At 72.8% G+C, this 12,755-nt stretch carries 9 protein-coding genes; 5 read left to right on the top strand and 4 right to left on the bottom strand.

Annotation, left to right across the window (positions count from 1 at the left end; translation table 11 throughout):
• The first annotated feature begins 16 nt into the window (after window positions 1-16).
• Together ACFFF6_RS02905 and ACFFF6_RS02900 are read left to right on the top strand one after the other, a co-directional pair.
• Window positions 17-877 carry a TrmH family RNA methyltransferase gene (locus ACFFF6_RS02905; protein ID WP_376978056.1) on the top strand — a complete coding sequence of 287 codons (861 nt, stop codon included), beginning with the start codon at window positions 17-19 and terminating at the stop codon, window positions 875-877.
• On the top strand, window positions 874-2,964 hold the full coding sequence (locus ACFFF6_RS02900; RefSeq protein WP_376978054.1) for a bifunctional copper resistance protein CopD/cytochrome c oxidase assembly protein: 2,091 nt from the start codon (window positions 874-876) through the stop codon (window positions 2,962-2,964). Before ACFFF6_RS02905 ends, ACFFF6_RS02900 begins: the two co-directional genes overlap by 4 nt.
• 25 nt (window positions 2,965-2,989) lie before the next feature.
• Here the strand turns inward: ACFFF6_RS02900 and ACFFF6_RS02895 are convergent, their stop codons facing one another.
• The 3 genes from ACFFF6_RS02895 to ACFFF6_RS02885 are packed head-to-tail and all read right to left on the bottom strand — an operon-like array spanning window position 2,990 to window position 5,324.
• The gene (locus ACFFF6_RS02895) at window positions 2,990-3,586 is read right to left on the bottom strand and encodes a hypothetical protein (protein ID WP_376978052.1); all 597 of its coding nucleotides are present in this window, start codon (window positions 3,584-3,586) and stop codon (window positions 2,990-2,992) included.
• A complete protein-coding gene (locus ACFFF6_RS02890) occupies window positions 3,583-4,203 on the bottom strand; it encodes an MBL fold metallo-hydrolase (protein ID WP_376978051.1) in 621 nt (206 codons plus the stop codon). Before ACFFF6_RS02890 ends, ACFFF6_RS02895 begins: the two co-directional genes overlap by 4 nt.
• Window positions 4,200-5,324, bottom strand: a complete 1,125-nt coding sequence (locus ACFFF6_RS02885; protein WP_376978049.1) for an S-(hydroxymethyl)mycothiol dehydrogenase — start codon at window positions 5,322-5,324, stop codon at window positions 4,200-4,202. The genes ACFFF6_RS02890 and ACFFF6_RS02885 overlap by 4 nt, the downstream gene beginning before the upstream one ends.
• 161 nt (window positions 5,325-5,485) lie before the next feature.
• On the opposite strand from ACFFF6_RS02885, the gene pheS reads away from it, so the two are divergent.
• From pheS to ACFFF6_RS02870, 3 genes are read left to right on the top strand one after another with little or no spacing between them, the layout of a single operon-like run.
• Window positions 5,486-6,601: a phenylalanine--tRNA ligase subunit alpha gene (gene pheS, locus ACFFF6_RS02880; protein ID WP_376978047.1), complete on the top strand. Its 1,116-nt coding sequence runs from the start codon at window positions 5,486-5,488 to the stop codon at window positions 6,599-6,601.
• A gap of 1 nt (window position 6,602) precedes the next feature.
• Window positions 6,603-9,212 carry a phenylalanine--tRNA ligase subunit beta gene (gene pheT / locus ACFFF6_RS02875; RefSeq protein WP_376978045.1) on the top strand — a complete coding sequence of 870 codons (2,610 nt, stop codon included), beginning with the start codon at window positions 6,603-6,605 and terminating at the stop codon, window positions 9,210-9,212.
• Window positions 9,209-10,399, top strand: a complete 1,191-nt coding sequence (locus ACFFF6_RS02870) for a family 20 glycosylhydrolase (RefSeq protein ID WP_376978043.1) — start codon at window positions 9,209-9,211, stop codon at window positions 10,397-10,399. The genes pheT and ACFFF6_RS02870 overlap by 4 nt, the downstream gene beginning before the upstream one ends.
• On the opposite strand, the gene ACFFF6_RS02865 is transcribed toward ACFFF6_RS02870, so the two are convergent.
• Window positions 10,380-12,641, bottom strand: a complete 2,262-nt coding sequence (locus ACFFF6_RS02865; RefSeq protein ID WP_376978041.1) for an endo-beta-N-acetylglucosaminidase — start codon at window positions 12,639-12,641, stop codon at window positions 10,380-10,382. The genes ACFFF6_RS02870 and ACFFF6_RS02865 overlap by 20 nt on opposite strands.
• Window positions 12,642-12,755: the final 114 nt, after the last annotated feature.

Here is a 12,755-nt window from a genome sequence, read left to right as displayed (position 1 = left end):
TCGAGATCCTGACGCCATGAGCTTCCCGGAACGCCCGGACGACCAGACGATCACCTCCCCCCGCTCGGATCGGGTGCGCAGGATCGCCTCGTTGTCCGGGCGTTCCGCACGCCGGCGTCACGGCCTGCTGCGCGTGGAGGGGCCCCAGGCCGTGCGCAGCCTGCTCCAGCACCGGCCGGATGCGCTCGGCGAGCTCTTCCTCACCCAGGAGGCTGCTGCCGCCCACCCCGAGCTCGCCGCCCTCGCGGCGCAGGCTGGGCATCGGCCCCGCCGCATCGAGCCGGAGGCCCTGCGGGCGATGGTCCGCGAGCAGGATGCCGAGGGCGCGCTGCAGAACCCCCAGGGCGTCGTCGCGACCGCGCGCACCGCCGCGCTCGACCTCCCGCTCGCCGCCGCCCTCGCGGGCCTGCCGGCGGGCCCGTCGAGCATCCTCGTCCTGCACGAGCTGCGCGACCCCGGCAACGCGGGGACCCTGATCCGCACGGCCGATGCCGCCGGCGCCGACCTCGTGATCCTCACCGCCGGCAGCGTCGACGTGCACGCCCCGAAGGTCGTGCGCGCCAGCGTCGGCAGCCTCTTCCACCTGGGGGTCGTGACCGGAGCGGATCCCGCGACCCTGTACCGGGACCTCGCCGCCGCCGGCGTGAGCATCGCGGCGACCAGCGGGTACGCCGCATCGGACCTGTTCGGCACCGCGCTGCCGCCGCGGATCGCCTGGGTCATGGGCAACGAGGCGCACGGGCTGCCCGATGCCGTCCTCGAGATCGCGGACCTCGCCGTCCGCATCCCTCTCGCGGGGAACGCCGAATCCCTGAACGTCGCGACCGCCGCGACCGTCTGCCTGTTCGAGAGCCTGCGCCGTCGAGGTGATCCGTGAGAACCGCCCCCCGCCGGGCCGCGGCGCTCGTCGTCCCGGCAGCGCTGATCCTCGCGATCCTCACCTCCTTCCTCGGCCTGCTCTCGACGGGAGCCCTGGCCGGGGTCCCGCTCGTCCCCGCCTCCCCGCTGGTCACGTGGGGCATCCCTGCGATGCGGGCGCTGCACCATCTGGGTTTGCTGCTGACCATCGGCGCGGGCGGCACCGCGCTGCTGCTCATGCCGGGCCCCGGTCGGAGCGAGACCGTCGCGCTGCGCGCGGCGGACGGCGATCGGATCGGCCGAGGGCGGGTGCTGCGCCTCGGCGCGGCGGGCGCGGCGCTGTGGTCCGCGGCGTCCCTCGTGCTCATCCCGCTGGGCGCCCTCGAGGCGGCCGGTGCCGGAGCGGGCGTGGACCTGTGGGAGCTGGGCCTGGGAACCGAGCTGGGACGCATCCAGCTGGCCGTGGCGATCCTCGCCGGCCTCGCGGCCCTGTGCATGGGACTGGCGCGAACGACCGTCGCCGGATGCTGGGGTCTCGCTTTCGCCGGCATCGGAACGCTGTGCCTGGGCCTGGCCGGCCACGCCGGGGCGAGCCTCGACCACCTCAACGCCGTCGACGCGATGGCCCTGCACCTCGCCGCGGTCGCCGTCTGGGGCGGCGGGCTGCTGGTCATCGGCCTGGTCCAGTCCTCTCTCGCCGCAGAGCATGCGAGCACGCTCATCCGCCGCTTCTCGCCGTGGGCGCTCGGTGCCGTCGCCGCCCTCGCGCTGAGCGGGCTCCTCAGCGCCTCCCTGCGCCTGGGCTCACCGGTGCAGCTGCTGAGCACGGCCTACGGGCGGCTGATCCTGATCAAGGCGGTCCTCCTTGTCGGCCTCGCCGTCCTCGGCGCCCTCCAGCGGCGGCGCCTCGGCGACCGGGTGCGCTTCCGGCATCTCGCCATGACCGAGGGGACGCTGATCGCGGTCGTGATCGGGGTGTCGATCGCGCTGGGGCGCAGCGCCCCGCCCGTGCCGCAGGCCATCCCGCCCGTGGGAGAGCTGCGGGTGCTGTCGCTGCTGGGCTTCGAGCCTCCCGCGCAGCCCTTCTCCCTGGTCACCCTGTTCACCGGCTTCCAGCCGGACTGGGTCTCGCTCATGATCGCCGCGGCCGCGGCGGGAGCGTATCTCGCAGGCGTCATCCGGCTGCGCCGCCGCGGCGATGCCTGGTCTCCCGCACGCACCATCCCGTTCCTGCTGGGCTGCCTCGCCTTCGCCTGGGTGATGAACGGCGGACCCGCCGCCTACGGCCGCTTCCGCTTCGACGCGCACATGGTCCAGCACATGGCGATGATGATGATCGTGCCGCCCCTGTGGGCGGTCGGCGGGCCCGTCACCCTGCTCTCGCGGGCGGTCGCCCCGCGCACCGACGGCTCCCGCGGTGTGCGCGAATGGGTGCTCGCAGCGCTCCACTCGGGCTACGCGCAGATCGTGTCCTCGCCGCCGGTGGCGGGCGTGATCTTCGCCGGGTCGCTGGTGCTGTTCTACTTCACGCCGCTGTTCGAGCTCGCCCAGCAGCACCACGCCGGGCACGTGCTCATGACCGTGCACTTCCTCGCCTCCGGCTACCTCTTCGCGTGGGTGCTGATCGGCGTGGACCCGGCGACGCGGCCCATCAACCCGATGCTGCGGCTGATGACGCTGCTGATCACCCTCAGCTTCCACGCCTTCTTCGGGGTCGCCGTGGTCTCCGCCACCTGGATCATCGCCGAGGGCTGGTACACCGAGCTCGGCATGTACGACCTCGCGGAGCTGACCCTGATCCAGAAGCGGGGCGGCTCCATCATGTGGGGTATCTCCGAGGTGCCCACCCTCATCTATGCGATTGTCCTCGCGCTCGGCTGGGTGAGGTCCGATGCGCGGCGGGCCCGCCAGTGGGACCGCAAGGCGGATCGCGACGGCGGCGCCGAGCTCGAGGCGTACAACGCCTACCTCGCGAGTCTGCGCGGGGAGGGTGCCGCGGCCCCGACGCCGGTCGCCGGGGAGCAGGCGGAGGCCGTCGCCGAGGGGGAGGCGCACGCGCCGCGTCCTGCGGAGCACCCCGCTCCCCTCGACGGCCCCGGGTCCTAGCGCGTCGGCCCGCGGGCGGGGAGTGTCAGCGCCCGAGGACGCGCGTCCCGGCGACGCGGTCGTGCAGGCCGCGTCCTGGTGCGAGCGCGACGGCGCCGATCATGGCACCGATCAGGGGGTAGGTGACCACGGCGGAGGCCAGGGTCGCGGGATCGCGCTCGTCGAAGCCGCCCCAGGCCGCGCCGAGGGCGAGCGTGTGCCCCAGTTGCCAGGGCAGGGCGATCTTCACGGTGTTGCGCAGCAGCGCCCGGGGCACCCCCATGGCAGGGCCGGCCGAGGGATCGAGGGGATCTGCGGTGGCGGCACCTGCCGTCCCGCCCTCGCCGTCATGCCAGCGCACGACCTGCAGCCCCTCCCGTCGCTTGCCCCAGGTGGCCCGCTGAGGACCGGCCTCCGCCCGGGCGGCGGCGATCGTGGCGAGCACCGGGGGGACGGCGCTCGCCACGGTGACGATGCGGCGCAGCGCCCGCGGATCCCGCACCGTGCGGGAGAGCAGGATCCCGGCAGGGACCATCGCCGCCGCGATGCCGAGGTATCCCAGGCAGTCGCGGGCATAGGCCCGTCCCCGTGCCGTCGCGAGCGGGTCGCGCCGCAGGAGGGTCGGGGACGGGCCGCCGCTCACAGCCAGTCGCCCCGCGCGCGCTCGAGCTCGGCGCCGATCGTCGTGGACGGGCCGTGACCCGTGTGCACGACCGTCTCCGGCGGGAGCTCGAACAGCCGCTCCCGGAGGGATCGCTCGATCGTCTCCCGGGACGAGAACGACCGCCCGGTCGCGCCGGGCCCGCCCTCGAACAGGGTGTCGCCGCTGAAGAGGACTCCCAGCTCCGGGACGTGGTAGCAGGTCGAGCCGGGGGAGTGCCCCGGGGTCGCGATCGCCTCGATGTCCACGCCCGCGACGGTGAACACGTCGCCGTCCTCGACCGCGTCGTCCCAGGGCAGCTCTCCGTGGGTGAGCGCCCACAGCTCGGCGTCGGCCGGGTTCAGCAGCATCGGCGCCTCGAGGGCCTCGGACAGCTCGGGGACCATCCGCACGTGGTCGTCGTGGGCGTGCGTCATGAGGATGCCGACGCATTCGCGGTCGCCCACGAGCGCTGTCACGGCGGAGACGCTGTGGGGGCCGTCGAAGACGACGCACTGCTCGTCGTCGCCCAGCACCCAGATGTTGTTGTCGACCTCGAAGGTCTCCCCGTCCAGGCTGAACGTCCCCGAGGAGACGCCGTGGTCCACGCGCGCGCTCATGCGGACGCCCCCTGCTCCTCGCGCACGCCGTTCTTCACGACGGTGCGCAGCACATGCCCCTCGTGCAGGGAGTTCAGGGCCTGCTCGACGCCGGCGAGGTCGGTGGTGCCGGTGACGAAGCGTCCCAGCGGCAGGCGGCCCTGGAGATAGAGGTCGGTGAGATAGGGGAAGTCCCGCTCGGGGAGGCAGTCCCCGTACCAGGAGGACTTCAGCGCCCCGCCCCGTCCGAACACGTCCAGCAGCGGGAGCGTCAGCCGGGCGTCCGGTCGGGGCACGCCCACGAGGACCACCCGCCCGGCGAGGTCGCGGGCGTAGAAGGCGGTCTCGTAGGTCTGCGGGATGCCGACGGCGTCGATCACCACATCGGCCCCGAACCCTCCGGTGAGCTCCTGGACCTTCTCGACGATCTCGTCGCGGGAGAGCCCGGCGGTGTTGATCGTGTGCGTCGCGCCGAGGTCCTTCGCCGCCTGCAGCTTCTCCTCGACGATGTCGAGGCCGATCACGGTGCTCGCCCCCGCCAGCACGGCGCCGGCGATCGCGGCCGAGCCCACGCCGCCCAGGCCGATCACGGCCACGGACTCGCCGCGCTGCACGGCGCCCGTGTTCAGCGCTGCGCCGAGGCCGGCCATGACGCCGCAGCCCAGCAGGCCCGCGACCTCCGCGGGCGCCTCGGGGGAGACCTTCGTGCACTGGCCCTCGTGGACGATGGTCCTCTCGATGAAGGCGCCGATGCCGAGGGCGGGGGAGAGCTCGGTGCCGTCGGCGAGGGTCATGGCCTTCGAGGCGTTGTGGGTCGCGAAGCAGTACTGCGCGACGCCCTTGCGGCAGGCGCGACACTGGCCGCACACCGCCCGCCAGTTCAGGACGACGAAGTCGCCGACCTCGACGTGTGTGACGGAATCGCCGACCACGGCGACACGGCCGGCTGCCTCGTGACCCAGCAGGAAGGGGAACTCGTCGTTGATGCCGCCGTCGCGGTAGGCGAGGTCGGTGTGGCAGACGCCGCAGGCCTCGATGTCGACGATCACGTCGTGCGGCCCGGGATCGGGGATGATCACGTCGACCAGCTGCGCCGGCTGCTTCTCGGCGAGGGCGACGACGCCCGTGACGGTCCAGGACATGGCTGGTCTCCTAGCTCCCCGCATGGGGTGATGGCGAGTGGATCATGTTGCGCCCAGCGTATGCGGTCTCGCGGTGCGGGACCTCCTAGAATGGTCGACGGTGCGGGTGCGCCCCGCTGGCGTCGCACCGTGCGCACACACCCCCGGACGAAAGCGAAACCGTGTCCGATACACCCCAGGACTCTCAGGACTCTGTCCTCCCGGTCATCGACGAGCAGGCCATCGGAGCCGCTGTCGAGACCGCCCTCGCCGCGATCGCCGCAGCGACCTCCACGACCGAGCTGAAGCAGGTGCGCATCGACCACACGGGCGATGCGAGCGTGCTCACGACGGCGAACCGTTCCCTGAAGAGCCTGCCCAAGGATCAGCGGGCGGCCGCGGGGAAGCTGGTGGGCCAGGCGAAGGGCCGCGTGCAGCAGGCCCTCGGCGCGCGTCAGGGCGAGCTCGCCGCCGCCGAGGAGGAGGCCGCGCTCGCGACGGAGACCGTCGACGTCACCGTGCCCACGGATCGTCGCCCGCGCGGTGCCCGCCACCCCCTGCGCATGCTCGAGGACCGGATCTCCGACTTCTTCGTCGGGATCGGCTGGGAGATCGCGGAGGGGCCGGAGATCGAGTCGGAGTGGTTCAACTTCGACGCCCTGAACGCGGACGCCGACCATCCCTCGCGCTCCCTGCAGGACACCCTGTACATCGCACCGGAGGGCTCGGGGGCGCTGCTGCGCACGCAGACCTCCCCGGTGCAGATCCGCGCGATGCTCGAGCGCGGCGCGCCGCTGTACATCGCGTGCCCCGGCACCGTGTACCGCGCCGACGAGATGGACGCGACGCATTCGCCGATGTTCAACCAGGTCGAGGGGCTCGCCATCGACAAGGGCCTGACCATGGCGAACCTCGTCGGGACCCTCGACGCCTTCGCCGCGCACCTGTTCGGCGGGAAGCCGATCACGCGCCTGCGCCCCAATCACTTCCCCTTCACCGAGCCGAGCGCGGAGATGGATTTCCGCTGCTTCCGCTGCGAGGCCCGCCTGGGCCTGGACCATGACGCGGATCCGCTCTGCCGGGTCTGCGGCGGCACAGGATGGATCGAGATGGGCGGCTGCGGCATGGTCCACCCGAACGTGCTGCGCGCGGCGGGCGTGGATCCCGAGGAGTACCAGGGATTCGCCTTCGGCCTCGGCATCGAGCGCATCCTCATGCTGCGCAACGGCGTCAAGGACATGCACGACATGGTGGAGGGCGACGTGCGCTTCCCCCAGCACTACGGGACGGAGATCTGACATGCCCCGCATTCCTCTCACCTGGCTCGGCGACCATGTCGAGCTGCCCGCGGACACCAGCGCGGAGGCGGTGGCCGCGGCCCTCGTCTCGGTCGGGCTGGAGGAGGAGGCGATCCACGGCGCACAGGTCACCGGGCCTCTCGTCGTGGGCCGCGTCCTCGCGCTCGTGAAGGAGCCGCAGAAGAACGGCAAGACCATCAACTGGGTGCGCGTGGACGTCGGCCCGGAGCACAACGACGTCGGCCCGGAGCACAACGAGGCCCTCGACTCCCCGAAGGACCCGCAGCCGGGCGACGAGGTCCCCAGCCGCGGCATCATCTGCGGCGCCCACAACTTCGTCGAGGGCGACCTCGTGGTCGTCTCGCTGCCGGGCACGGTGCTGCCCGGCCCGTTCCCGATCGCGGCCCGGAAGACGTACGGCCACGTCTCCGACGGCATGATCTGCTCGGGCGAGGAGCTGGGGCTGGGCCCGGACCCGGACGGCGAGGACGGGATCATCGTCCTCGGCCGCGGCCATGCCCGCGGGCTCGACGCCGAGCCGGGCGATGACGCGATCGCGCTGCTGGGCCTGGGCGACGAGGTCGTCGAGATCAACGTGACCCCCGACCGCGGCTACGCCTTCTCGATGCGGGGCGTCGCCCGCGAGTACGCGCACGCCACCGGCGCCGCCTTCCGCGACCCGGCCGCGAGCATCGAGGTGCCCGCGGCCTCCGGGCCCGGCGTCGAGGTCCGCCTCGCCGATGAGGCGCCGATCCACGGCCGCCCCGGTGCGACCCGCTTCGTCGCCCAGACCGTCACCGGCATCGACCCGTCCGCGCCGTCGCCGCGCTGGATGCAGCAGCGCCTGATCGGCGCGGGCATGCGTCCCATCTCGCTGATCGTCGACGTCACCAACTATGTGATGCTGGATCTGGGCCAGCCGCTGCACGCCTACGACGCCGCCCAGCTCGTCGCCCCGATCCGGGTGCGCCGCGCCCGCTCCGGGGAGCTGCTGGAGACCCTCGACGACAAGCCCCGGGCCCTGGATCCCGAGGATCTGGTGATCGCCGATGCCGGGGGTCCGGACGGCGACCGCGCGATCGGCATCGCCGGTGTGATGGGCGGCGCCTCGACCGAGGTGTCGGCTGCGACGACGGACGTGGTCCTCGAGGCCGCGACCTTCGATCCGACCTCCGTGGCCCGCTCGGCCCGCCGCCACCGCCTGCCCAGCGAGGCGTCCAAGCGCTTCGAGCGCGGCGTGGACCCGCAGCTGCCGCTGATCGCGGCGACGCGCGCCGCGCAGCTGCTGGCCGAGCACGGCGGCGGCACGATCGCCGCCGGCCGCACGGACGTCGGCGAAGCCCCCGTCCCCGCGCCGATCACCCTCGCGGTGGACGCCCCCGGGAAGCTCGTCGGCGTGGACTACACGCCCGCCGAGGTCGTCTCCTCCCTCGAGCAGATCGGCGCCGTCGTCGCCGGCGAGGCCGTCGCGGGCGGCACCCTCGAGGTCACGCCGCCCAGCTGGCGGCCGGACCTCACGATCCCCGAGGACCTGATCGAGGAGGTCGCACGGATCGTCGGCTACGACCGGATCCCCTCGGTGCTGCCGCAGGCCCCGGGCGGCCGCGGCCTCACCCGCGCCCAGCGGCTGCGCCGCGCCGCCGCCCTCGCTCTCGCCGAGACGGGCCTGACGGAGGTCACCTCCTACCCATTCATCTCCGGCGGCGTGCTCGACACCCTCGGCTACGAGGCCGATGATCCCCGCCGCGAGGCCGTGCGCCTGCTGAACCCGCTGTCGGAGGACGAGCCCCTGTTGCGCACCGCGGTGCTGCAGACCCTGCTGGCCACCGCGAAGCGGAACCTGGGCCGCGGGCAGGAGTCCATCGCCATCCTCGAGATCGGTGCGGTCTCGCGCGCCACCGGCGGCATCGTCCCGGTCCCGGCCCCCGCGGCGCGTCCCGGGGACGAGGAGCTGGCGCGGATCGAGGCGGCGCTGCCGGTGCAGAGCCGTCACCTCGCCGCCGTGCTGGGCGGGGCGAGCGGCCCGTCCTCCTGGTGGGGGAAGGCCGAGGCCTGGGACTGGGCCGATGCGATCGAGGGCGCCCGCCGGGTCGCCGCCGCCGTCGGCGCGCGCCTCGAGGTCCGCCAGGCGCAGCAGGCGCCGTTCCATCCGGGACGCTGCGCGGAGCTGCTGCTCGAGGACGGCACCGCGATCGGTCATGCCGGCGAGCTGCACCCGAAGGTCGTCACGGCATACAGCCTTCCCGCGCGCACCAGCGCTCTCGAGCTGGACCTCGAGGCGCTGATCGCCGCCGCCCCCGGGCTCGTCGCCGCGGAGCCCGTGCCCACGTACCCGCTCGCGAAGGAGGACTTCGCCTTCGTCGTCGAGGCCTCCGTGCCGGCGAGCGCGGTCGAGGCCGCGATGGTCGTCGGCATCGGCGACGTGCTCGAGAGCATCCACCTGTTCGACGTGTACACCGGCGACCAGGTCGGCGAGGGCCGGAAGTCCGTCGCCTTCTCGGTGCGGCTGCGCTCGGAGACCGGGACGCTCACCGCGGAGGAGATCGGGGCCGCGCGCACCCGCTGCATCGAGGCGGTCGCCGCCGCCGTCAGGGGCGAGCTGAGGGCGTGAGCAGGCCGGCCGCGGGACGGGAGGCCGCCGCGTCCCGTCCCGCGGGGCATCCGCGCAGCGGCCTCGAGGAGGGACGCTATCGCGGGCTCAGCCTCGACGTGGCGCGCCGCGCCTTCACGATCGATGGGACCGTCCGGCTCCTCGATCGCATGGCGGAGCTGGGGCTGACCGCCCTGCACCTGCACCTGACGGAGACAAGGCGGGTCGGTGTGCGGCTGCCCGGCTTCGAGGAGCTCGCCGCCCCGGACGCCTGGACCGCCGCGGACTGCGCCCGCCTCGTCGCGGCGGCCGATGAGGCCGGGATCGCGCTGATCCCCGAGATCGACCTGCCCTCGCACGCGGCGGCGCTCCTGTCCGGCCGCGAGTATCTGCAGCTGCGCGACCGCCGCGGCCGGGTGCACGCCGACCGTCTGGACGTCTCGCATCCGGAGTCCCTCGAGCTCGCCGCTGCCCTGCTGCGCGCGGCCGCGCAGCTCTTCCCGGGCGACGCGGTGCATCTGGGAGGCGACGAGTACTTCGCGGCCCCCTGGGAGACGGAGGAGGAGCAGCGGGCGGACCGCTTCCCGAGCCTCCTCGCCCACGGCCGGTCCCTGGTGGGGACGGCCGGCACCGCCGCGGACTCCTTCGCGCACTTCATGAACGCCCTCGCAGAGGTGGCCCGCGACCTGGGACGCACGCCCCTGATGTGGAACGACCACGTGGTCCCCGCCTCCCAGCATCCCGGGATCCCGATCAGCACCGACATCGTCCTGGACGTCTGGATCCGGTGGCGCGCCTGGACCCCGTCGGTCCTGGACTACCTCGCCTCGGGCTACCGCGTGATGAACTCGCACGGGGATCTGCTGTACTTCGTGCTCTCCGCGGACGGGGCCCCGGCAGCGCATGGGCGGCGCCGCTTCGGCCTGCTCGAGGATCTGTTCCGGCCCCGTCGGTTCATGGGGCTCGCGGCGCAGAACGAGCATCTGGACGTCCCGCCGGTCCCCGAGGGACATGCCGATCCCGTGCTCGGCGCGTCCCTGTCGGTGTGGTGCGACGCCCCGGAGGTGCTGGGCGAGAAGGAGCTCCTGGCGCTGCTGGACACCTGGCTGGTGCCCTTCGCCGCCTCCTTCGGGACCACGGCCCGAGCCGCTGCGCCCGCCGCCCTGGAGGGCGGCGGGCAGGCCCGGCTCAGGCCACCGGCATCGTGACGGCGGCCGGCTCCGACGTCCGTCCGTTGGGAGCGGTCGCCCGCAGCAGCAGCTCCACGGACGCCTCGCCATCCCGCACGGGGACGGTCTGCAGGTAGCAGCGGTCCGCGGTGATCCGCCCGAGCCAGACCAGCTGCGCGGGATCCTCGGCGCTGCCGCTGCGCAGGACGTCGTAGTACGCGACCGAGCTCTCGACGTCCCAGATCAGGCGTGCCTCGGCCGATGCTCCGTCGGGGCGGAGCCGGCTGTCCTCGAGGACGAGGCCGGTCGGAGCCGCGGGGGTCTGCTCCTGGAGGCCGTTCGCGGACACGGCGAGCTCCCCGATGCGAAGGTCGACATCGGTCCCGGCCGGCGCTGTGACCGCGAGGGAGACACCGATGATCGTGCGACCCTCCTCGCCGCCCAGGCCGATGACGGCCTGCTGCCAGTCCGAGCCCGCGCGGATGGTCCGCCATCCCGCCGCCCACGAGCTCGACGGCACCCAGCCACCCCGGCCCCAGCCGCGGCCGCCGCTGCCGTAGCCCCAGGTCGGACCGAAGTCGTCGTTCTGCGGGAGGACGTCGAGGTCGTGCCATGTCGTCGTGTCCGGATCGTCCTCGAAGACGAGGCCCAGGGACAGGTGCGCGACCGAGCCGGAGGTGTAGGTGAGGCTCGCCCAGGACTCCGCGGGGAGCTCGAGCTCGGTGCGGAACAGGCGGATCTCGACGCCGTCGTCGTCCTGGGGCGTGCCCGTGATCGCGAGGCTCGCACCACCGTCGAAGGCGGTGCCCAGGTCATAGTCGACGTCGAGCGGTCCGGTCGCAGGCTCGCCCGTGGTGAGGTTCCGCGTCCAGAACTGCCAGGTCGGCAGGAGGTCCTGGATACCCAGGTTGTACCAGGGCTCCGCCGAGCTGCGTCGCCCGGCGAGGGAGAACTGATCCGAGGCTCCGGTGTTGAAGCGGGTGAGGAACGGCAGCTCGGCGACCGCGGAGCGGGCGTGGACGTAGTCCGCCATCCCGTAGAGGCCGATCGGGCCGTCGGCCGGGAGCGCCGGGTTCTGGTGGGGACCGGACCAGAAGCGGCGCTCGCCGCGGTAGACGGCGTGGCGGACCTCTTCGAAGTCGGGCAGCTCGCCGCCGTGGGCGTCCTTCAGCTCCGCGTGGACGCGGCGGGTCGTCTCTGCCGTGAGACTGAACAATGCGGTGCTGCCCAGCGGCAGGCTGGAACCGTGGGGTGGGATCGCCTCGGCGAGCGGAGACCGGGTCGTGTCCACGCCGATCTCTCCCCGGAACCCCTCGAGCTCGATCCCGAAGAAGACCTGTCCGAAGGGGTCGATGTCGGTGACGGCGAGGGTGTCCACCGTCGTGCCCAGGTAGTCGGACCAGCTGTAGTCCAGGAACCAGCTGTCGGCCGCATCGGGTGTGGTGAGGTAGTCCGCCTGCTCCTGGGAGATCGATTGCCAGTCGGCGTAGCTGCGTCCATCGGGATTCGGGCCGTAGATCTGGAGGTGGATCTCGAAGCCGCTCTCGCGGGCGCGCTCGTGCATCGACTGGAACATGGCGAGCAGGAGGGGCTTGTCCGCCGAGTCGACGACGCCTTCCTCCATATCGAACATATATCCGTCGAAGCCGAAGTACGCGGCGAGATCGACGAGGCGGTCTCCGACGGGGAAGGAGCCGTCCGGGTCCTGCCGAAGCATCGCGTCGCGGGAGAAGTTGGTTGGCCCGGAGTTGAACATGAAGGCGAGGCAGCGCCCGCCGTTGCGATGGACGACATCTGTCAGGGCCGCGTTCGGGACGGCCGTGAAAACCTGCCAGTAGGAGACGAGGTCGCGATACTGGTGGAAGCGTGGGACCTGCACGTCACGCGCGTTTCCTGCACGGAAGTCGTGGGCGTACGTGAAACCGTCCGCTCCGTGCTCCACGAAGCTGTAGAACTCGGAGAAGTCAGCGACCTGAGGGCGGGCATCGAGCTCCGGGTGAGCCGCGAGGAGGGACGGGTCAGAGACGCGGCGAGCGCGGGGCACGAACGAGCGGTGATGGGCGAGATCCGCGTTGCGGTAGTCGAAGGCCAGGAACTCGTCGAGATCGGTACGACTGTCGAGGTAGAAGGCGAAAGAGCCTTCGCCGTCCTCGCGGGGCCATTCCCGGAAGAGGGGAGCGATTGAGTCAGGGTCGCCGCCGGCGGCCTGGGAACCAGGGGTCAGCATCGGTGAGCCGGGGAGGTAGGGGACAGCGCCGACGGCGGCCGCCACGGCGCTCATGCGCAGGACGGTCCGTCGGCTGAGGGGATGGCGTGAAGGTTGAGGGGAACCGGGGTGGTGGGATGACATCGTGAGCCTCCTTGCTCGGGCGGTCGAGGTGCTTAACCGCTGTAG

It is taken from the genome of Brachybacterium hainanense (assembly GCF_042434575.1).
In the GTDB taxonomy this organism is placed as follows: domain Bacteria; phylum Actinomycetota; class Actinomycetes; order Actinomycetales; family Dermabacteraceae; genus Brachybacterium; species Brachybacterium hainanense.
The sequence above is the reverse complement of the archived record's forward strand: the minus strand, read 5'-3'. Positions and strand labels throughout refer to the sequence as shown.